We start from the raw sequence: 21,514 nt of genomic DNA on the forward strand, positions 1-21,514 counted from the left end.
TGGCGTGATCGAATAGCTTTTCAGGAAACCATTCCCCCCGTGTCCACGCCGCTCGACAAGATCCGCAACTTCTCCATCATCGCGCATATCGACCATGGCAAGTCGACGCTCGCCGATCGCCTGATCCAGTTCACCGGCGGCCTGACCGACCGCGAGATGAGCGAGCAGGTTCTCGATAACATGGAGATCGAGAAGGAACGCGGCATCACCATCAAGGCGCAGACCGTGCGCCTGGCGTACAAGGCACAGGACGGCGAGACCTATACGCTGAACCTGATGGACACGCCGGGCCATGTCGACTTCGCTTATGAGGTCAGCCGGTCGCTGGCTGCCTGCGAAGGCGCGCTGCTGGTCGTCGACGCCGCGCAGGGGGTCGAGGCGCAGACGCTGGCCAATGTCTATCAGTCGATCGAGCATGATCATGAGATCGTGCCCGTCATCAATAAGATCGATCTTCCCGCCGCCGAGCCGGAAAAGGTCCGCGCCGAGATCGAGGACGTGATCGGCATCGACGCCTCGGGTGCGGTGCTGGCCAGCGCCAAGTCGGGTATCGGCATCGGCGACATCCTGGAAGCGATCGTCAAGAATATCCCCGCACCCAAGGGCGACGCGACCGCGCCGCTCAAGGCGATGCTGGTCGACAGCTGGTACGACCCCTATCTGGGTGTCGTCATCCTCGTTCGCGTGATGGAAGGCACCCTGAAAAAGGGGCAGCAGATCAAGTTCATGCAGGCGGGCACCACCCATCTGATCGACCGCGTCGGCTGTTTCCGGCCCAAGATCGAGCAGTTGACCGAGCTGGGTGTGGGCGAGATCGGTTTCATCACCGCGCAGATCAAGGACGTGGCGCAGGCGCGCGTCGGCGACACGCTGACCGACGCCAAGAAGCCGACCGAGCAGGCGCTGCCGGGCTTTAAGGAAGTCCAGCCGGTGGTGTTCTGCGGCCTGTTCCCGGTCGACGCCAACGACTTCGAGAAGCTGCGCGAGTCGATCAGCAAGCTGCGCCTGAACGACGCCTCGTTCAGCTTCGAGATGGAAACCTCGGCCGCGCTCGGCTTCGGTTTCCGTTGCGGCTTCCTGGGCCTGTTGCATCTGGAGATCATCCAGGAGCGTCTGACCCGCGAGTACGACCTCGACCTGATCACCACCGCGCCGTCGGTGGTCTATCAGATCGAGCTGAGCCATGACGGTGGTCAGATCGACCTGCACAACCCGGCCGACATGCCCGATCCCAACAAGATCGCGTCGATCAGCGAGCCGTGGATCGAGGCGACCATCTATGTCCCCGACGAGTATCTGGGGTCCATCCTGAAGCTGTGCCAGGACCGTCGCGGCATCCAGAAGAACCTGACCTATGTCGGCGGTCGTGCGCAGGCGACCTATGAACTGCCGCTCAACGAGGTCGTCTTCGATTTCTACGACCGGCTGAAGTCGCTGTCCAAGGGCTATGCCAGCTTCGACTATCACCAGATCGGCTATCGCGAGGGCGACCTCGTGAAGATGTCGATCCTGGTCAATGAAGAGCCGGTCGACGCGCTGTCGATGATCGTCCACCGTGGCACCGCCGAGACGCGCGGTCGCGGCATGTGCGAGCGGCTGAAGGAACTGATCCCGCGCCACCTGTTCAAGATCCCGATCCAGGCGGCGATCGGTGGCAAGGTGATCGCGCGCGAGACGATCAGCGCGATGCGCAAGGACGTGACCGCGAAATGCTATGGCGGCGACGCAACGCGTAAGCGCAAGCTGCTGGAAAAGCAGAAAAAGGGTAAGGCCAAGATGCGCGAATATGGCTCGGTCAGCATCCCGCAGGAAGCCTTCATCGCCGCGCTCCGCATGGGCGACGAGGCGTAAACCTTCATTCCTCCCCAAGCTGAGCTTGGGGAGGGGGACCGCCGCGAAGCGGTGGTGGAGGGGCAGCCGTGCGAACGCCAAGGCCCCTCCGTCAGGGCTTCGCCCTGCCACCTCCCCAAGCTCAGCTTGGGGAGGAATTGCGCCGAGGAGGAAGGAATAAAATCGTTCCTTGTGCGTTACAGCCCATCGACGCCATCAGGGCGAAAAAGGGGGACGCCGATGATGGGTTTGCGATTTGCCGCGTTGATCGGAGCATTGTGCGCGTCGACGCCGGTTCTCGCCCAGAACCGGGCGCCCTTGGTCCTCGCCGCCGCCAGCCTTCAGGAATCGATGACCGCCGCCGCCGATGCCTGGGCGAAGAAGGGCCATCCCCGCCCGGTCATCTCGTTCGCCGCTTCCTCGGCACTGGCGCGGCAGGTGCAGGCGGGGGGCAAGGCCGATCTGTTCGCCTCCGCCGATGAGGAATGGATGGACGTCCTGCAAAAGGACGGCCTGCTCGCCGACAAGACCCGGAGCGCGTTTCTGGGCAATCGCCTGGTCGTGATCTCGCCTGTGGGCAAGGGCGGACAGGTGACGACGCGCACGCTGGGCAAGACCCTTTCCGCCGGTCCGTTGGCCATGGCCGATACCGACAGCGTGCCTGCGGGCAAATATGGCAAGGCGGCGCTCGAAAAGCTCGGCGCCTGGATCATGGTCGCACCGCATGTCGTGCGCGCTGAGAATGTCCGCGCGGCACTTGCCCTCGTCGAGCGGGGCGCGGCCCCCTATGGCATCGTCTACGCCACCGACGCCAAGGCCTCGTCGCGCGTCCGCGTGGCGGGCATGTTTCCCGCGGCAAGCCATCCGCCGATCACCTATCCGCTCGCCCGGCTGAAGGCCTCGACCAATTCGGAGGGCGAGGGCTTTCGCCGCTTCCTGCTGTCGGGCGAAGGCAAGGCGATCTTCCGCCGTTACGGTTTCGCGACGCGATGACGGTTTGATGCTGTCGGCCGAGGAATGGGGGATCGTTCGCCTGTCGCTGCTGGTCGGCGGCACGGCGATGCTCGTGACGCTGCCGATTGCCTTCGTCCTGGCTTGGGCCCTGGCGCGGTGGCGGTTTCCGGGGCGGGTATTGCTCGACGGCATCGTCCATTTGCCGCTGGTCGTGCCGCCGGTCGTCACCGGCTGGGTACTGCTGCTCGCCTTCGGACCGGAGGGGCCGGTCGGACGCTGGCTGGCGGAGTGGTTCGGGGTGAGCGTGCTGTTCCGCTGGACCGGCGCGGCGATCGCGGCGGGGGTCATGGCGCTGCCACTGGTCGTGCGCGCCATTCGCCTGTCGATCGAGGCGGTCGACCCCCGGCTGGAGCAGGCCGCCCGGACATTGGGGGCGGGGCCGGTACGGGTCTTCGCGACCATTACCCTGCCGCTCTGTGCACCCGGTGTCCTGGCGGGACTGGTGCTGGGATTTGCGCGCTCGATCGGGGAGTTCGGGGCGACGATCACCTTCGTCTCTAACGTACCCGGAGAGACGGCGACCCTGCCGCTCGCCATCTATTCCGCGCTTCAACGGCCAGGCGGCGAGGAGATGGTATGGCGACTGGCCAGCGTGTCGGTCGTGCTGTCGCTGGTCGCGCTCGTTGCCTCCGAATGGCTGGCGCGGCGGATGGGGCGGGGGCTGCATGTCCTTTGACGTCGACGTCACGGTGCGGCGTGGCGAAGGGCAGATCGCGGCCTGCTTCGCCACCGGGCCGGGCGCGACCGTGCTGTTCGGGCCGTCGGGCGTCGGCAAGACCACGATCCTGCAAATGGTGGCCGGGCTCGTCCGGCCGGATACGGGCCATGTCCGGGTCGCGGGCGAGACACTGTTCGATGCCGCTGCCCGGATCGATATCCGCCCCGAGCATCGCCGTATCGGCTATGTCTTTCAGGAACCGCGCCTGTTCCCGCATCGGCGGGTCGCAGCCAATCTGCGCTATGGCATGGGCCGGGGCGGCAGCGATTGGGACGGTGTCATCGCGATGCTGGGCATCGGCCATCTGCTCGATCGTTGGCCGCGCAGCCTGTCCGGCGGCGAAGCGCGACGCGTGGCGATCGGGCGGGCCCTGCTCAGCAATCCGCGCGTGCTGCTGCTCGACGAGCCGCTATCATCGCTCGACCGGGCGCGGCGGGGGGATATCCTCAACGCACTGGAGGCGGTGCGCGACCGGAGCGGCATCCCGATCCTGATGGTCACGCATGACCCGGAGGAAGCCGAGCGGATCGCCACCGCGATCGTCCGGCTCTAGCGTGGTGCCGAAGCGGGCGGATCGGTGCACCACAGAACTTGCGCGATCAGCCGGGGTTTGGGGCAGGCGCGATCGGGCAGGGGAAGCGGTTGGCCCGGCTGCCACAGCTTCAACCGGCGCAGGGTCTCGGGCATTTCCGAGTCGATGGCTGCCAGCGGGTTGCCGTCGCCATAACGCGTCCCGCTGCGATAGCGCAGGACCTGGGCATAGCGACCACCAGCATTCATGCGGTTCACGGTAATCCAGAAGCCGAACGGTGCGTCGGAGGTCGGCACGGCAGAGACGATCGCGCCGCGCAGCGGGCCCATCTCGATGAACCGCACCTCCTGATTGTTGTTGCGCCCCGTCTGCTGGCGGAACACCGGAACGAAGCGGCCCGTTGCCCGGTCATAGGACAGTGCCATGCGGCCGACCCATTGGTCGCCATTGCCGCCATGGACACTGGCCACCTGTACCCAGAGCAAGGCCCGGCCGGCACTGGGGCGGACGATCCGGGCCGTTTCCAGATAATGCGCCTCGTCGAACGGGCTCGGCTGGCCGGGTCTGGTCAGCAGGTCGTCGAGCGCAGGGCGACAGGTCTTGCCGCCGTCGCGCGTGATGCACAGGTGGAGCTTGCCCGGTGCGGTATTGCCGCCGGGGTCTTCTTCATCCGGGCCCTGAGTCGCCACAAGCCGCCAGCCGGGGGCCAGACCGGAAAGGTCGACGCGGGACGGCGGAGAGGCGGCGGCCGGTAGCGCGAAGCTCGCCAAGAGCAGCAGCCAATGACGGGTTGCGAGACGAACCGGCATGTCCCCTCCTCCACGAGCCAGATCGAACCAATATGCGGTGGCGCAAATGGCTGTCTTATGAAGGCGCCATGACATCGCTGCCGGAACGCACGGTCAGAACAGCGTCGTCAGCAAGACCCCGCCGATGATTGCGACTCCCGACAGGATTTGCCGCGCGCCCAATCGCTCGCGGAACAGCCGGTGCCCGGCCATGGCGGCGATGGGCGCCTCGATGATGCCCAGCGCGCGAACCGGCGCGGCGGGGGACAAGGCGAGCGCCACGAACCATCCCGCCGAAGCGCAGGCACCGCACAGCCCCGCGCCCAGCGAAGGCCGCCAGCGGCGCGCCACCTCGACCAGCGTCGCCGGATCGCGCCAGGCGAGGATCAGGCCCAGCGCGACCGTCTGCATCGCCTGGACGACGGCGACGCAGACCAGCGCGGCGAAGACCGGGTGGACGGGGTCGAGCGCCAGCGCGGCGTGGCGAAACGCATTGAGCGAGAAGCCGAAGAAAAGCCCCGAGGCCAGCCCCATCGCGGCCCCGATCAGCGAGGCGCGGCGTTGCTCGGGCGGCGGCCAGGACAGGGCGACGAGTCCGGCAGTGGTGATGGCGACGCCGATCCAGGCCACGCCGCTGATCCGGTCATGATAGACGATCAGTCCGAGCAGTGCGGCCAGCGGCAGCGAGCTTTGCTGAAGGGCGGTGCCGACCGCAAAGCCGGACCGCTGCATCGCGTCGAGCAGGGCGGCCGTCGCCAGAACCTGCGACGCGGCACCCACGATCGCCGACAGCCAGAAGGCCCCGCTCCAGTGAAGATCGGCCCCCGGCATGACGAAATGGGCGAGCGTGACGAACAGGATCGAGAAGGGTAGGCCGAACAGGAACCGCACCAGCGTCGCGCCCCAAGGACCAGAGGACGCCATGACCCCGCGTTGCAGGGCATTGCGACCGACCTGAAAGGTCGCGGCGGCGATGGTGGCGGGAATCCACAAGGGGTTCGTCATGGGTGCTTCCGTCCTGTCGGGCGCATGAAGTCCGCCCCAAACGAAAAGAGCGGCCCGTTGCCGGACCGCTCCTTCGTGCTTCGTGCTGCCACGCCGTCGGACATGAACGGCCTTGCCGTTCCTGCCGCCCGCCGTGGCCTGTCCTTGGATGGCTTCGGCCATCCAAGGCGGCCCGCATCTTAGCGCTTCGAGAACTGGAAGCTGCGACGCGCCTTGGCGCGGCCATACTTCTTACGCTCGACAGTACGGCTGTCGCGGGTCAGGAAGCCAGCGGCCTTGACCGGAGCGCGCAGAACCGGCTCGAACTTGGTCAGCGCCTGGCTGATGCCGTGCTTGACCGCACCGGCCTGGCCCGACAGACCGCCGCCCTTGACGGTGCAGATCACGTCATACTGACCTTCGCGCTCGGTGATGCCGAACACCTGGTTGATGACGAGACGCAGCGTCGGACGTGCGAAATACACTTCCTGGTCACGACCGTTGATCGTGATCTTGCCCGAACCCGGCTTCAGCCAGACGCGAGCGACGGCGTCCTTACGACGGCCGGTCGCATAGGCGCGGCCGAACTTGTCCAGTTCCTGCTGACGCAGCGGGGTGGTGCTGACGCGCTCGGCGGGAGCGGCAGGCGCTTCACCGGCAGCGGCGGTCTGCGCCGGAGCGGCAGCGGCCTGCTGGTTCAGGGTGGCGCCGAGATCGGCGAGCGACTGGCGGTTATCGGACATTATGCGCCCACCTTGTTCTTGCGGTTCATCGACGCGATGTCGAGGACTTCGGGGTTCTGAGCGGCGTGCGGATGCTCGGTGCCGGCGAAGATGCGCAGGTTGCGCATCTGCTGACGGCCCAGGGGCCCGCGCGGGATCATGCGCTCGACGGCCTTTTCCAGGACGCGCTCGGGGAAGCGGCCTTCCAGGACCTTGGCGGCGGTGATGCCCTTGATACCACCGGCATAACCGGTGTGCTTGTAGTACACCTTCTGACCCAGCTTGTTGCCGGTGAAGCGCACCTTGTCCGCGTTGATGACGATGACATTGTCACCGCAATCGACGTGCGGGGTGAACGACGTCTTGTGCTTGCCGCGCAGGATGTTCGCGATGATGGTGGCGGCACGGCCGACAACCAGACCGTCGGCGTCGACGATATGCCACTTCTTCTCCACCTCGTGCGGCTTGGCCGCCTTGGTGGTCTTCATGAGCGCCTTCATGGGCGTGAGACCTTTCGGTTTGAAATGCAACACGCCGCCCGTGAACCCGGGCGGCGCGAACGAGGGTCCAATGCTGGAGAGGCCCCAAAATGTCAAGCAAAGTGGGGCTTTGCTGACGGGTATTATGATACCTTATGGGTTTGGCCGGGGCTGCCCAGGCGATGCGCGGCGGCGGTCGCGGCGATCAGCAGGAGCGCGGCATTGGCCTGATGCGCGACCGCGATGTCGATCTGCACGCCCGACAGCAGGGTGGCGATGCCGAGGCCGATCTGGACGACGACCAGCACGATCACCAGCCATCCGGCGCGAAGCGCGCCATGCCGGATCGCCCGTGCGGCCATCCAAACGAGCAGCCCCGCCGCGGCGAAGGCGAACCAGCGATGGATGAACTGAACCACGACCGGGTTGTCGAAGACGTTGGCGATGGCGGGCGACATCATCGGCGTGCCCGCCGGGAACCACGCGTCGCCCATCAGCGGCCAGCTGGAAAAGGCATAGCCCGCATCCAATCCGGCGGTCAGCGCCCCGAACATCAGCTGGACGAACAGCGTCAGCACCGCGCCTGCGCCCAGCAGTGTCAGCCGGGCAGGGGCCGCCAGCCGGTTGCGATGCAGCGCCATCAGGTCGAGCGCGGTCCATACGATCCCCGCCAGGATGAACAGCGCGGTCAGCAGATGCACGGTCAGCCGGATGTGGCTGACGTCGGTCCGCTCGACGAGGCCCGAGGCGACCATCCACCAGCCGATCGCCCCCTGCAATCCACCCAGCGCCAACAGCGCGACGAGCCGCGGCTTGTAGCCCGCCGGAATCGCCTTGCGCGCCCAGAACCAGATCAGGGGCAGGGCAAAGGCCATGCCGATCACCCGGCCCAGCACGCGGTGGAGATACTCCCAGAAGAAGATCGCCTTGAACCCCGCCAGCGTCATGTCGCGGTTGAAGGTCCAATATTCGGGGATGCGCTTGTAATTGGCGAACTCGGCCTGCCACTGCGCGTCGGTCAGCGGCGGCACGATCCCGGTGATCGGTTTCCACTCAGTGATCGACAGGCCGCTATTGGTCAGGCGCGTGATGCCGCCGACCACGACCATGGCGACGATCAGCCCGGCGACCGCGAACAGCCAGCGGGCCAGGCTGCGGGGGCGGGCGGTGATCATGAAGGCGGGGCTCGGTTGCAGCATGACGCCATGATAGGGTTTCGCGCGCCCGCGCGATAGTGGACCGAATGCCCCGCCGCCCGGACCCCCGCCGCCCGGACCTTGCCCGCCGGGGCGGCACCGCCTAAATCCCCTCCATGGCGCATGCTCACACCCATCAGGAGCCCCAGGGGGCCGATCTTTCCGTCGCGGCCAAGGCTACCCTGGAGCGCGCCGGGGAGCAGTGGACGGCGATGCGCGCCAGCGTGTTCGAGGCGCTGGCCGGGTTCGACAAGCCCGCCTCGGCCTATGATATCGCCGATGTCATGTCGCAGTCGCAGGGGCGGCGCGTGGCGGCGAACAGCGTCTATCGCATTCTCGACCTGTTCGTCGGCGCGAACCTGGCCCGGCGGGTGGAGAGCGCCAACGCCTATGTGGCCAACGCACATCCCGACTGTCTGCACGACTGCATCTTCCTGGTCTGCGACAAATGCGGGCAGATCACGCATATCGACGACGACCGCCTGACCGGCGCGGTCCGCGATGCCGCCGTTGGCGCCGGGTTTCGCCCCGAGCGTCCGGTGATCGAGGTGCGCGGTCGCTGCGCGGACTGCCCGAAGGATTGAACCCCTTCTTTTCCTCCCCGGTGAGGGGAGGGGGACCATGCGCAGCATGGTGGAGGGGTGTCCCGCTATCGAGAGGGTGACACCCCCCCCGTCAGGGCTTTGCCCTGCCACCTCCCCTTGCAGGGGAGGAATTTCACAGCGGTTCGCGCGTTGCCACTTTCTAATATTGTCCGGGCGGGAAAGCTTCTCCGCCTGCGGCTTCACGCGTCCCCGCCTGACGCACGTATCATTTTGCAACATTGACACGAGCGCCAAAACAGGAAATGAGTGCTGGTAACGTTACCAGATAAAACAGAATCAAAAGGGATGAGGATCATGATGAAGACGGGAACCCAAACCCGGCGGCTGCGCCGTCACGCCTTGGGCGCGGCGAGCCTGATGGTTTTGGCGGGCGGCATAATGGCCGCACCGGCCTGGGCGCAGGTTCCGCCGAACCAGGCAGCGCAGGACGCTTCATCCGATCCGGCAACCGTTCAGACCCCCGCGCCTCCGGCCGAACAGGTCGACGAAGGTGCGACCCGCGACATCATCGTGACCGGATCGCGCATCACCACCGGCGGCTTTACCGCACCGACCCCGACCACGGTGATCGGCGAGGAGCAGATCGCCGCCAACGCCCAGCCCAACGTCTTCACCACGGTCGCCCAGCTTCCCTCGCTCCAGGGGTCGACCGGCACCGCGACGAACACCTTCAGCACGTCGAGCGGCCAGCAGGGCCTCAGTTCCTTCTCGCTGCGTGGCGTCGGCGCGATCCGCACGCTGACCCTGCTCGACGGCCAGCGCGTCGTCGGCGCGAACGTGACCGGCGTTCCTGATATCAGCCTGTTCCCGCAGCTGCTGATCAAGCGGGTCGATGTGGTCAATGGCGGTGCCTCCGCCTCCTATGGCTCGGACGCGGTCGGTGGTGTCGTCAACTTCATCACCGATACCCGGTTCAAGGGGATCAAGGGCAATATCCAGGGCGGCGTCACCACCTATGGCGACGATCAGCAGGTGCTGATCCAGTTGGCGGGCGGCACCAGCTTGCTCAACGACACGGTGCATGTGATCGCCAGCACCGAATATGCCCATGAAGACGGCGTCGGCGGCGGCGATTTCGGCATCAACCTGGCGAATGGCCGTGACTGGTTCCGCCAGTCGACGCTGATCAACCGCAACGTCCTGAACGACGGGTCGCCGCAATATCTGTTCCGCGACTATGCCCAGTCCTACAACTACACCAAATACGGCCTGATCACCGCCGGGCCGCTTCAGGGCATCGCTTTCGACCAGTCGGGCAACCCGTTCCAGTTCCAGTACGGCTCGAACGGCGTGCCCGCGCGCGACGCGGCGGGCAATGTCCGCGGCTGTCTGCCCGGCTTCTGCCAGGGCGGCGACTTGTCGGGCAATGTCGATGCGGGCCGCTCGCTCCAGTCGAAGATCCAGCGCGTCAACAGCTATGGCCGCATCGGCTATGACTTCGCGCCCAACGGCGAAATCTACGGTACGATCAATATCGGCCAGGTGAAGACCAACAACCAGCCGGTCGGTGGACAGAACCGCCCGAACCTGACCATCCAGTGCGCCAATCCGTACGTCCCCGCGCTGGTCAAGGCGCAGTGCGCCACGGCGGGCATCACCAATTTCCAGTATGGCACCAGCAACGCGGCGCTGGGCAACACCCAGGTCTATACCGATCGCCGCCAGTTCCGCTTCGTCGCGGGCGCCAAGGGACGTGAGAGCGTCGCCGGGTCCGACTGGTCCTACGACATGTATTTCGAACACGGCACCAACTATACCGATGTCGATGTCAGCAACATCATGCTGTCGCGCCGCTTCAACCAGGCGATCAACGCGACCACGCTGAACGGCGCGATCGTCTGCGCCGATGCGACCGCGCGGGCAAACGGGTGCCAGCCGCTCAACATCTTCGGCGGCAACCCGTCGGCGGCGGCGATCAGCTATATCATGCCGCAATATGGCCCGTACCAGCGGACCCGCCAGACGCAGGACGTCATCAGCCTGAACTTTTCGGGCTCGCCCTTCTCGTCCTGGGCCGGGCCGGTGTCGATCGCGTTCGGCGGCGAGTTCCGCCACGAATTCTACCGCGTGCGCGCCGACCCCTATGGCGCGGGTTTCGCCAACACGCCCGCCAATGCCAACTACCCGGCCGACCCGGCGCTGCTGGATGCCGGTAACAATTGGTATGCGGGCAATTACAAGAACGGGACCGGCGCCTATAGCGTCAAGGAAGCGTTCGTCGAAGCTGACCTGCCGATCATCAATTCGGATGCCGGTGGCCGCGCCAACATCAACGGCGCGGTGCGCGTCACCGACTACAGCACCTCGGGCACGGTCTGGGCTTGGAAGATCGGCGGCACCTGGGACCTGCCGGTCGATGGCCTGCGCATCCGTGGCGTGACCTCGCGCGATGTCCGTGCGCCCAACCTGTCGGAGCTGTTCGCCGCGCCCGTCACCACGACGCTGCCGGGCTTTTTCGATCCGTTCCGCAACGTCAATGTGCTGGCGCTCCAGAACACGATCGGCAACGTCAACCTGACGCCCGAAATCGCGCGCAACACCACGTTGGGCATCGCCTTCTCCAACTCGCAGGCGATCCCAGGCCTCAGCCTGTCGGTCGACTACTACAAGATCAAGATCACCGACGTGATCTCCAGCCTGGGCGCGCAGGACATCGTCAACCTGTGCTATCTGAACATCGCGCCGGAGACCTGCGGCGTGTTCAACCTGAACAACCCCAACGGCCCGAACTTCATCAACGTCCAGTCGTTCAACCTGGCGTCGATCCTGACCGACGGCTTCGATATCGAGGCAAGCTATCGCTGGCGCAATCCGCTGGGCCTGCCGGGTAGCCTGACGCTGCGCGCGCTGGCGACCAATATCCGCCGCTTCATCACCGACACCGGCCTGCCGAACACGATCCCGAACGATACGGCGGGCGTGAACATCGGCAACACGCCGAAGTGGAAGTGGCTGGCGGTGCAGACCTATGCCACCGATGACTGGTCGCTGCTGCTGCAGGAACGCTGGTTCAGCGACGGCAAGCTCGGCAATCAATATATCGAATGCACCACCGGCTGCCCCGCCTCGACCGCGAACCGGCCGACGATCGACAACAACTTCATCCCCGGCGCTTTCTATTTCGACGTGGGCGGCACCTATAACGTGACCAAGGCGGTGACGGCCTATTTCAAGGTCGACAATGTGTTCAATCGCGATCCCGCCCGCTCGCCCTATTTCGTCAACCCGGCGCTCTACGACGTTCTCGGGCGGGTGTACCGCGCGGGCGTGCGCTTCAACTTCTGACGGGGATCCAGATGATGACGATGTCGCGGACGATCGCGTCCCTCCTGCTGCTGGCCGCGTCGGGGGCTGCGCTGGCGGCCGACCGGCCGGGGAGCAACCCAATCATCCGCGACAGATTCACGGCGGACCCCGCGCCGCTGGTCGTGGGGGATCGGCTGTACCTCTATGTCGGGCATGACGAAGCGCAGCGCGACGAGATGTTCAACATGAAGGAATGGCTGGTCTATTCCACCACCGACATGAAGAGCTGGACGCCGCACGGGCCCATCATGAACGTGAAGGATTTCAAATGGGCCAAGAAGGACGCCTGGGCCAGCCAGGTGGTCCGCAAGAACGGCAAATACTGGTTCTATGCCGCGGTCGAGCATGACAACAGCCACCCAGGCAAGGCGATCGCCGTCGCCGTGGCCGACACGCCGACCGGCCCGTTCGTCGACGCCAAGGGCTCCGCGCTGATCACCAACGAGATGACGCCGAAGGGCACCCACAGCTGGGAGGATATCGACCCGACCGTGCTGACCGACGACGACGGCACCACCTGGATCGCCTGGGGCAACCGGCAATGCTATATCGCCAGGCTGAAGCCCAACATGATCGAGATCGACGGTCCGATCACCGAGATCACCCCGCCGCATTTCGAGGAAGGGCCTTGGCTGCACAAGCGCGGCAAGCTCTATTACCTGACCTATGCCTCGCTCGACCGGACGACGCAGCGGGACGAGCATATCTCCTACGCCACCGCGCCGTCGCTGAAGGGGCCGTGGACCTATCGCGGGCTGCTGACGGGCTCGGGCAAGTACAGCTTCACCATCCATCCGGGCATCGCCGAGTTCAAGGGCAAGTCCTACCTGTTCCTGCACAATGCGACCCTCGCCATCGGCGACCAGAGCGGTGCGATCGGACGCCGCGCGGTGACGGTCGAGCGGCTGTATTACAATCCTGACGGGACGATGAAGCCGGTGGTCCAGACCCAGGCCGGTGTGACAGCGTCGGCGCGGTAGGGGGGTGAACGTACCTCTCTTGCTCCACCCCGGCGAAGGCTGGGGCCCAGTCGCCACGCGTTCAGAATGGTCGGGTCATGCCTTGGATCGATGCGAGCCCCTCCCCTTCAGGGCAGGGGTTGGGGTGGGGCCTCGCCACGAACGCCGCGCCTGGGGATACGCCCCACCCCCGGCCCCTCCCCTGAAGGGGAGAGGTGGAGCGGCAGTTTTACGAACGGGGAGGCGCGGTGGAGTCGCGTTCGATCAGTTGATGCTCCAGCACCGTGATGCGCGGCTGGCCGTTCGGTGCTGGCACCCCGCCGCGAATTTCCTGGATCAGCCTTTGCAGCGCTTCGGTCGCCAGCGCGCGGACCGGCTGGTGGATGGTCGTCAGCGGCGGCCAGAGCGTCGTCGCGGCGGTGCTGTCGTCGAAGCCCACCACGGTCAGGTCGCCGGGCACGTCCAGATGCCGCCGATGCGCGACAGAGACGATCGCGGCGGCCATGTCGTCGTTGCTGGCGAAGATCGCGGTCGGCGGACTTTCGCCGCCCAGCAGCGCCTCGCCCGCCGTCAGGCCCGAGGCATAGCTGTAATCGCCCTGGACGACCCGCGTTTCCAGATCGCCTTCCTCCTCGACCGCGCGGCGAAAGCCCGCCAGGCGTTCGATACTGGCAGACTGGCCGGGATTGCCATGGACGAAGCCGATGCGGCGATGGCCCAGGCCGATCAGGTGGCGGGTCATGTCATAGGCGGCGCGGGCATTGTCGATCCACACGGACACGGCATCGGGCGCGACGCCGCCGATCACCGCCATGGGCAGCCCCGCCTCGCGGATGATGTCGCGCACGAAATCGGATTCGCCCAGCGGCGGCGCCAGGATGACGCCCGCGATCCGCTGCTCGATCAGCCCCTCGATCGCTTCGCGCGCGGGCGGGCGGCCCTGTTCGCCCTTCAGCAGGAACAGCTGCGCCGCGCGGGTCGAGGCTTCCTCGAACACACCGACCAGCAGCTCGCTCATGAAGGCGGCGCTGGGGTTGGAATAGATGACGCCGATGCGAATCTCGCTCGACGTGACCAGGCTGCGCGCCATCAGATTGGGCGTATAGTTCAGCCGCTTGATGACCTCGCGGACATGGACGCGAACCTCGTCGCGCACGCCCGCATCGCCGTTGATGACGCGCGAGACGGTCATGGGCGAGACACCGGCCTCCTTGGCCACGTCGATGATGGTCACGCCGCGCGGGCGCCGTCGGGTCTTGGTCACGGTCATCCTGTCGCGTCATCGGGCTTCACGCTATGCCGATGCTCGGCCACTGCCGTGCCCCGGCAGGCCGCATCAGGTCAATGGGAACGACATATGCCGAACAGGCCGAAGGACCGCATGTGAAGGGTTTTCCCTATATCCGCTGGACGATCATCGCGCTGTTCGTGGGCGCGATGGTCATCAACTATCTGACGCGCAGCATCCTGGGCGTCGCCGCGCCCGCGATCATGGCCGAGCAGCATATCAGTTCGGAACAATATAGCTGGATCACCGGCGCCTTTCAGTTCGGCATCATGTTCCAGCCGGTGGCGGGCTATCTGCTCGATCTGATCGGCCTGAAGATCGGCTTTACCCTGTTCGTCGCGGTCTGGTCGTGCATCACCATCGGCCATGGCTTCGCCAATGGCTGGCTGGGCTTTGCCGGGCTTCGCGGCGCGCTGGGGCTGGTCGAGGGATCGGCGCAGCCCGCGGGCATGAAGGTCGTCGCCGAATGGTTTCCGGCCCGCGAGCGCGGGGTGGCGGGCGGCATCTACCAGATCGGGGCGTCGTTCGGTGCGGTCTTCGCGCCGCCGCTCGTCGCCTGGGCGGTGTTCCACCACAGCTGGCGCGCGGCGTTCTTCGTGGCAGGCGGGCTGGGACTGCTCTGGGTACTGGCCTGGCTGTTCTGGTACGCGGCGCCCGCGCGCCACCGGGCGCTGTCCGCGCGCGAGCGGACGTTGATCGTCGAGGGACAGGAAGCCGCGCTCGTCAAGCAGCGCCGCCGTCCGCCGCTGGGCGAACTGCTGCGCCGTCGCAACCTGTGGGCGATCGCGGCTGCGCGGTTCCTGGCCGATCCGGTCTGGGGCATGTTGTCGCTTTGGATGCCGCTCTACCTCGTCCAGGCGCGGCATTTCGACCTGACCCAGATCGCGCTGTTCGCCTGGCTGCCCTTCCTGGCCGCCGATCTGGGGTGCCTGTTCGGCCCGGCCGTCGTCGCCTTCCTGCAACGGCGCGGGGTCAACCTGATCGACGCGCGGCGCGGCGCCTTTACGCTGGGCGCGGTGCTGATGACCGGCATGATGTTCGTCGGCAGCGTCAACAGCCCCGTCGCGGCCGTCGCGCTGCTGTGCCTGGGCGGTTTCGCGCACCAGACGCTGTCTGTCACCGTCATCACGCTATGCTCCGACCTGTTCCCGCAGGATCAGGTGGCGACCGCGACCGGCGTGTCGGGGACGGCGGCCAATCTGGGCGTCCTGATCTTCACCTTGACCCTCGGCTCGCTGGTCGATCAGGTCGGCTATCAGCCCTTCTTCATCCTGCTCGGCCTGCTCGATCTGGCGGGCGCGGCTCTCCTCTGGACCTTGGTGCGCAAACCCGCATGACCCCGAACAATCCCATCCTGCCGGGCTTCAACCCCGATCCCTCGATCGTGCGCGTCGGCGAGGATTACTATATCGCGACCTCGACCTTCGAATGGTATCCGGGTGTCCAGATCCATCATAGCCGCGATCTGGTGAACTGGACGCTGGTCGCCCGGCCTTTGGCGCGCGCCAGCCAGCTCGACATGCGCGGCAATCCGGATTCCTGCGGGGTCTGGGCCCCCGACCTCACTTACGCCGACGGACGTTTCCACCTGATCTTCACCGATGTGAAGCGTTATGGCCGCACCACCGTCGACGGCGCGAAGGGCGCCTCGCTTCGCGACTTCCACAATTACTGGGTGTCGTGCGACCGGATCGACGGCGAGTGGTCCGACGCCGTCTATCTCAACAGTAGCGGCTTCGACCCCGCGCTGTTCCATGACGAGGACGGGCGCAGCTGGCTGCTCAACATGCTTTGGGACCACCGGCCCGACCGCAAGCGCTTCGCCGGGATCGTGATCCAGCAGATGGACATAGTTACCGGTCGCCTGCTCGGCGAGCCTCGCCGCATCTTCGACGGCACGCCGCTGGGCTTTACCGAGGGGCCGCATCTCTACAAGCGCGACGGCTGGTATCACCTGTTGGTTGCCGAGGGCGGGACCGAGCGCGGTCATGCCGTGACGATGGCGCGTTCGCGCGATCTGTTCGGGCCCTATGAGGTGCATCCCGACGGCCCGGTGCTGACCGCGCGCGACACGCCCGACGCACCGCTGCAACGCACCGGTCATGGCGATCTGGTCGAGACGCCGGAGGGCGAGACGTGGATGGCCTATCTGTGCGGCCGCCCGCTGCCCGCCAGCAATCGCTGCGTGCTGGGGCGCGAGACGGCGATACAGCGTATGGAGTGGGGCGCGGACGGCTGGCTGCGCTGTGTCGAGCCGACGCCGGTGGCCACGAACCCTGCATCGGTCGAGGCGCGGGATTTGTTCGACGGCTCGGCGCTGCCCACCGCCTTCCAATGGCTGCGCACGCCCGAACCGGAACATATCTTCAGCCTGACCGAGCGCCCCGGCCATTTACGGCTGTTCGGGCGCGAGACGATCGGCAGTCATTTCGAACAGGGGCTGGTCGCCCGCCGCCAGACCGCCTTTTGCTATGACGTGCGAACGCTCGTCGATTACGAGCCGGTGCATTTCCAGCAGGCGGCCGGGATCGTCGCCTATTACAACAGCACCAAATATCATTTCCTCCAGATCACGGCAGGGGATGCGGGCGAGAAGCTCGTCCAGGTCCTGTCGGTCCTGCCGAACGGCGAGGGACAAAGCCTGATGAGCCCCGCCGTCCCGGCTCCCGCAGGCCCGCTCGAATTGCGGGCGGTGGTCGATCATGAGGCGTTGCGCTTCGCCTTCCGGGCCGAAGGGGCGACGGAATGGACCTGGCTGCCCCGGGATTTCGATGCCTCGATCCTCTCCGACGAGGCGACGCTGGCGGGTCTGCCCAATTTCACCGGCGCCTTTGTCGGTATGGCGTGTCAGGACATGAGCGGTTCGGGCCACCCCGCCGACTTCCGATATTTCCATTATGTCGAGCGGCTTGGCGACGATTGATCGGATCGCTGGAATGATTGGCCAGACCAATATGGACAGGCCGCTTTCCAGCGGTTAAGCTTGCCCCAGACACCGGCGCCGCGATGCGTACGGAGAGGCTAGGGGAGTGACGGGCTTGCGGGTACGCAATCTGCGCTGGTGGATCGTTGCGCTGATCTGCGCGGGGACGATCGCCAATTATCTGGCGCGCAACAGCCTGGGCGTCCTCGCGCCCGAGCTGAAGTCCGCGCTTCACATGTCGACGCAGCAGTACAGCTATGTCGTCGGTGCGTTCCAGCTCGCCTATACGATCATGCAGCCGGTGGCGGGGGCGTTCATCGACCGCTTCGGCCTGCGCGCCGGGTTCGCATTGTTCGGCCTCGCCTGGTCGGCGGCGAACATGATGCATGCGCTCGCGATCGGCTGGGTCAGCCTGGCCATCTATCGCGGCATATTGGGCCTGTTCGAGTCCGCCGCCATTCCCTCGGGCATCAAGGCGGTGGCCGAGTGGTTCCCGGCGCGAGAACGCTCGGTGGCGGTCGGCTGGTTCAACGCGGGCACCTCGCTCGGCGCGCTGATCGCGCCGCCCGTGGTGGTGGCCGTCGCGCTCTGGGCCGACTGGCGCACCGCGTTCCTCGTCACCGGCGGGGTCGGCATCTTCTGGGCGGCCGCCTGGTACGTCTTCTATCGCTCGCCCGACGACCACCCCGCGATCACGCCGGAGGAAAAGGCGATGATCGCGGTCGAAAAGCCTAAGGGACCGGTCCAGCGCGCCAAGGCGAAGGATATCCTGCGCACGTCTCGCTTCTGGGTGATCGCAGTGCCGCGTTTCCTGGCCGAACCCGCCTGGCAGACCTTCAGTTTCTGGATCCCGCTCTACCTCGCCAGCGAGCGCGGCATGGATCTGAAGCAGATCGCGCTGTTCGCCTGGCTGCCCTTCCTGGCGGCGGATGTCGGCGGCATTCTGGGCGGCTATCTGTCGCCCTGGCTGATGAAGCGTGGCGTCACGCTGATCCCGTCGCGCGTGGCGGGCGTGGCGCTGGGCGCGGTGCTGATGATCGCGCCGGGGTGTATCGGGCTGGCCGCCAGCCCCTATACCGCGATCGCCCTGTTCTGCATCGGCGGCTTTGCGCATCAGATGATCTCCGGCCTGATCAACACCCTGTCCGCCGATGTGTTCGCGCCCGCAGAAGTCGGCACCGCCAATGGCTTTATCGGCCAGGCGGGCTGGATCGGCGGGCTGCTCTTCTCGCTGCTGATCGGGCAGCTGGCCGATACGGTCGGCTATGCCCCGCTCTTTGCCGTGCTCGCGGTCTTCGACCTGATCGGGGCGGCGGTGCTCATCATCTTCATCCGGCGGCTGACGCCGTTCGCCACCAACCCCGTGACCCAGGAGCCCGGCCAATGAGGCGCGCCACCCTTTCCCAGCCGCCCCGCTTCGCCGTCACTGGCCGTTCGCGCGGATTTCTGACCCTGACCGCCGATACCGGCGCGGTCGCGCATCTCTTCGTGCTGGAGGAGGACGTGATGCGCCTGCTGCTGCTGGCCGAGGGGCGCGTGACCAGCCCGCCAAGCTGGGCCATCGCGCCGGGGGCCGAGGATATCGCCGAGCCGGGGCGCGACCGGATGGACGTGTCGGGCTTTGCCTGCCCCGACTTTACCTGCGAGGAAGCGGAGGGCATCCTGATCGTCGCGACCGAGCGGCTTCGCGTCACCCTGACGCTGGATGGTCTGCACGGGCGTTGGGAGCAGCGGGCGGGCGAGGGCTGGCACGTCATCACGCAGGACCGACCGACCCAGGCCTATGACTTCGGCTGGTGGGACGGTCGCGCGCATCACTATGCCGCCCGGACGCCGGGCGAGCGCTTCTTCGGGCTGGGCGACCGCACCGGTGATACCGACCGGGCCGGGCGACGCTTTCGGCTGACCAATGTCGATCCGATGGGCTTCGATGCCGAGACGAGCGATCCGCTCTACAAGTCGATCCCCTATCTGCTGGTCGCCGATGCCGAGGGGCGGTGCCACGGCGAATTTTACGACACGGTCGCCGACGTTACTTTCGACCTGGGGCAGGAACTCGACAATTATCACGGCCTGTACCGTCATGTCGTGGCGGACGCAGGCGACGTCGATCGCTGGATCGTCGCCGGGCCGGACCCGCTGGCGGTGACGCGGCGCTTTACCTGGCTGACCGGCCGCCCGGCGCTGATGCCGCGCTGGTCGCTGGGCTATTCGGGGTCGACCATGACCTATACCGATGCGCCCGACGCGGCGGCGCAGATGGCGGGATTTCTGGCGCTGTGCGAGCGGCACGATCTGGGCTGCACCTCCTTCCACCTGTCGTCGGGCTACACCTCGATCGGCGACAAGCGGTACGTCTTCCACTGGAACCGCGACAAGTTCCCCGATCCCGCTGCCTTCATCGCCTCCTATGCCGAGGCGGGTGTCCGGCTGGTCCCCAATATCAAGCCCGCCCTGCTGCGCAGCCACCCGCGTTATGACGAGGTGGCGGCCGCCGGGCATTTCGTCGCGGACGCGGAGGGCCGGCCGGTGGAGGCGCAGTTCTGGGACGAGGTCGGCAGCTATATCGACATGACCAGGCCGCAGGCGGCGGCGTGGTGGCGCGATCAGGTGACGTCGGCGCTGCTCGACCATGGCATGGAGGCGACGTGGAACGACAATAACGAATATGAGCTGTGGGACGCCCGTGCGATGGTCGACGGCTTCGGCCAGCCCCGCCCGGCGTCGGAGATGCGCCCGGTCCAGCCGATCCTGATGACCCGCGCCTCGCGTCAGGCGCAGGTCGCCGCGCGGCCCGATACCCGGCCCTATGTCGTCACCCGCTCGGGCATGGCGGGGCTGCATCGCTATGCGCAGACCTGGTCGGGCGACAACCGGACCGCATGGAAGACGATCCGCTACAATGCGCGCCAGTCGATCGGCCTCGCGCTGTCGGGCGTGTCGAACAGCGGGCATGACGTGGGCGGCTTTTCCGGCCCCGCGCCATCGCCCGAGTTGCTGATCCGCTGGGTGCAGGCGGGGGTGCTGATGCCCCGGTTCAGCATCCATAGCTGGAATGACGATCGCACGGTCAACGAGCCCTGGATGTACCCGGAGGTGCTGCCCGCGATGCACCGCCTGATGGCGTTGCGGCAGACGCTGATCCCGTTCTTCTATGACCTGCTGCATCGCTATCACGCCGATTATGAGCCGATGGTCCGACCACTCTGGGCGGACTTCCCGCAGGACCCGGCAAGCTGGGGCGAACGCGACGAGCATATGCTGGGACCGGACGTCCTTGCCGCGCCGGTGATGGACGAAGGGGCGGAGCGCCGTTCGGTACAGCTGCCGAGCGGGGCGGAATGGGTCCATGTCTGGACCGGCGAGCGTTTTGCCGGTGGGGAGGCTGCCGATGTCGCGGCACCGCTCGATGGCCCGCCGCCGTTGTTCGCGCGGGGCGGGTCGGCGATGCTGGTCGATCTCGCCCGGGGCGGCTGGCGGCCCGAGCCCTATCGCCGTGGGCTGTGGCTCTTCCCGCCCTCGACCGGCGTCATCCGCTGGACCGGCATGGACGATAGCGGCGACGGCCATGGCCCGGTCACGCGCTGGCATCTGACCGGCCATGCCGATGCGGAGCGCGTTGTCGTCACCCTGTCGCATGACGGTGAAGGGCAGGGCGGCACGACCCTGCTGCTTCCGCCGGGCGACGATCGGATCCTGATCGTCGAGGGCGCGGATACTAAGCCGGTCGAACAGGACGGACGGCGCGGCCTTCACCTGACCATTTGATGCGGATCCATAGGCATTGCGCCCTTACACTCCCTCGCCCCTCATAGAGGGGAGAGGGTTGCGCAGACTTGGTCTTTGCGAAAGCAAAGGCTTAGTCGGAGCTGGGTGAGGGGTGAATGCTCGCGTAAGCGAGCGCGAGCCGGAGGCTCGCTCGACCCCTCACCCAAGCTCCGCTAACCCTCTCCCCTGTCCAGGGGCGAGGGAAGAAAACTATCTTAATCCGTTCGAGAGGCGTCCGGCCCTGGCCGGGCGCTTTTGCGTATCCGGTGCTGGCCAGTGATGCGCAAATGTCGCACACGTTTGCAATTCTTCCCATCGCTTGCGCCCCTGTGCCGACAAATCCGACGCAGGTCTAACAACAGCATTGCATTGGTAAGGCCATTCGGTATGTTTGGTTGACAA

The 21,514-nt window shown here is 66.4% G+C and carries 17 protein-coding genes; 11 read left to right on the forward strand and 6 right to left on the reverse strand.

The window, feature by feature from the left end; all coding sequences use genetic code 11:
* Positions 1-39: 39 nt before the first annotated feature.
* The 4 genes from lepA (at position 40) to ACQR50_RS06505 (ending at position 4,115) form a co-directional block, all read left to right on the forward strand.
* A complete protein-coding gene (gene lepA, locus ACQR50_RS06490; protein WP_056432949.1) occupies positions 40-1,851 on the forward strand; it encodes a translation elongation factor 4 in 1,812 nt (603 codons plus the stop codon).
* 219 nt (positions 1,852-2,070) lie between these two features.
* Positions 2,071-2,823, forward strand: a complete 753-nt coding sequence (modA, locus tag ACQR50_RS06495; RefSeq protein WP_428970265.1) for a molybdate ABC transporter substrate-binding protein — start codon at positions 2,071-2,073, stop codon at positions 2,821-2,823.
* A gap of 7 nt (positions 2,824-2,830) precedes the next feature.
* Entirely contained in the window at positions 2,831-3,520 is a 690-nt protein-coding gene (gene modB, locus ACQR50_RS06500; RefSeq protein WP_428970266.1) for a molybdate ABC transporter permease subunit, read from the forward strand.
* Positions 3,510-4,115, forward strand: a complete 606-nt coding sequence (locus tag ACQR50_RS06505) for an ATP-binding cassette domain-containing protein (protein WP_428970267.1) — start codon at positions 3,510-3,512, stop codon at positions 4,113-4,115. Before modB ends, ACQR50_RS06505 begins: the two co-directional genes overlap by 11 nt.
* Here the strand turns inward: ACQR50_RS06505 and ACQR50_RS06510 are convergent.
* From ACQR50_RS06510 to ACQR50_RS06530, 5 genes are all read right to left on the reverse strand, one after another.
* Positions 4,112-4,903 carry a hypothetical protein gene (locus ACQR50_RS06510; protein ID WP_428970268.1) on the reverse strand — a complete coding sequence of 264 codons (792 nt, stop codon included), beginning with the start codon at positions 4,901-4,903 and terminating at the stop codon, positions 4,112-4,114. The genes ACQR50_RS06505 and ACQR50_RS06510 overlap by 4 nt on opposite strands.
* A gap of 93 nt (positions 4,904-4,996) precedes the next feature.
* Positions 4,997-5,887, reverse strand: coding sequence for a DMT family transporter (locus ACQR50_RS06515; protein ID WP_056432963.1), 891 nt, complete (start codon positions 5,885-5,887; stop codon positions 4,997-4,999).
* Between the two features lie 179 nt (positions 5,888-6,066).
* A complete protein-coding gene (gene rpsI, locus ACQR50_RS06520) occupies positions 6,067-6,609 on the reverse strand; it encodes a 30S ribosomal protein S9 (protein WP_061778995.1) in 543 nt (180 codons plus the stop codon).
* A complete protein-coding gene (gene rplM, locus ACQR50_RS06525) occupies positions 6,609-7,088 on the reverse strand; it encodes a 50S ribosomal protein L13 (protein ID WP_042488064.1) in 480 nt (159 codons plus the stop codon). The genes rpsI and rplM overlap by 1 nt, the downstream gene beginning before the upstream one ends.
* A gap of 122 nt (positions 7,089-7,210) precedes the next feature.
* Positions 7,211-8,266, reverse strand: coding sequence for a COX15/CtaA family protein (locus tag ACQR50_RS06530; RefSeq protein ID WP_428970269.1), 1,056 nt, complete (start codon positions 8,264-8,266; stop codon positions 7,211-7,213).
* Positions 8,267-8,379: 113 nt separating this feature from the next.
* Between ACQR50_RS06530 and ACQR50_RS06535 the strand changes: the two genes are divergently transcribed.
* The 3 genes from ACQR50_RS06535 to ACQR50_RS06545 all read left to right on the forward strand — a co-directional run bounded on the left by ACQR50_RS06535 (position 8,380) and on the right by ACQR50_RS06545 (position 13,154).
* On the forward strand, positions 8,380-8,847 hold the full coding sequence (locus tag ACQR50_RS06535) for a Fur family transcriptional regulator (protein WP_056432966.1): 468 nt from the start codon (positions 8,380-8,382) through the stop codon (positions 8,845-8,847).
* Between the two features lie 315 nt (positions 8,848-9,162).
* Positions 9,163-12,153 carry a TonB-dependent receptor plug domain-containing protein gene (locus tag ACQR50_RS06540; RefSeq protein WP_428970270.1) on the forward strand — a complete coding sequence of 997 codons (2,991 nt, stop codon included), beginning with the start codon at positions 9,163-9,165 and terminating at the stop codon, positions 12,151-12,153.
* An 11-nt stretch (positions 12,154-12,164) separates the two neighbouring features.
* Entirely contained in the window at positions 12,165-13,154 is a 990-nt protein-coding gene (locus ACQR50_RS06545; RefSeq protein WP_428970271.1) for a glycoside hydrolase family 43 protein, read from the forward strand.
* A 208-nt stretch (positions 13,155-13,362) separates the two neighbouring features.
* Here the strand turns inward: ACQR50_RS06545 and ACQR50_RS06550 are convergent, their stop codons facing one another.
* On the reverse strand, positions 13,363-14,403 hold the full coding sequence (locus ACQR50_RS06550) for a LacI family DNA-binding transcriptional regulator (RefSeq protein WP_428970272.1): 1,041 nt from the start codon (positions 14,401-14,403) through the stop codon (positions 13,363-13,365).
* 74 nt (positions 14,404-14,477) lie between these two features.
* Between ACQR50_RS06550 and ACQR50_RS06555 the strand changes: the two genes are divergently transcribed.
* The 4 genes from ACQR50_RS06555 to ACQR50_RS06570 all read left to right on the forward strand — a co-directional run bounded on the left by ACQR50_RS06555 (position 14,478) and on the right by ACQR50_RS06570 (position 21,112).
* Positions 14,478-15,758, forward strand: a complete 1,281-nt coding sequence (locus ACQR50_RS06555; protein WP_428970273.1) for an MFS transporter — start codon at positions 14,478-14,480, stop codon at positions 15,756-15,758.
* Positions 15,755-17,344 carry a glycoside hydrolase family 43 protein gene (locus ACQR50_RS06560; protein WP_428970274.1) on the forward strand — a complete coding sequence of 530 codons (1,590 nt, stop codon included), beginning with the start codon at positions 15,755-15,757 and terminating at the stop codon, positions 17,342-17,344. The genes ACQR50_RS06555 and ACQR50_RS06560 overlap by 4 nt, the downstream gene beginning before the upstream one ends.
* A gap of 115 nt (positions 17,345-17,459) precedes the next feature.
* Entirely contained in the window at positions 17,460-18,731 is a 1,272-nt protein-coding gene (locus tag ACQR50_RS06565) for an MFS transporter (RefSeq protein WP_219019785.1), read from the forward strand.
* Positions 18,728-21,112 carry a TIM-barrel domain-containing protein gene (locus ACQR50_RS06570; protein ID WP_428970275.1) on the forward strand — a complete coding sequence of 795 codons (2,385 nt, stop codon included), beginning with the start codon at positions 18,728-18,730 and terminating at the stop codon, positions 21,110-21,112. The genes ACQR50_RS06565 and ACQR50_RS06570 overlap by 4 nt, the downstream gene beginning before the upstream one ends.
* Positions 21,113-21,514: the final 402 nt, after the last annotated feature.

Source organism: Sphingomonas sp. Xoc002, from assembly GCF_050408055.1.
GTDB classification, from domain to species: domain Bacteria; phylum Pseudomonadota; class Alphaproteobacteria; order Sphingomonadales; family Sphingomonadaceae; genus Sphingomonas; species Sphingomonas yabuuchiae.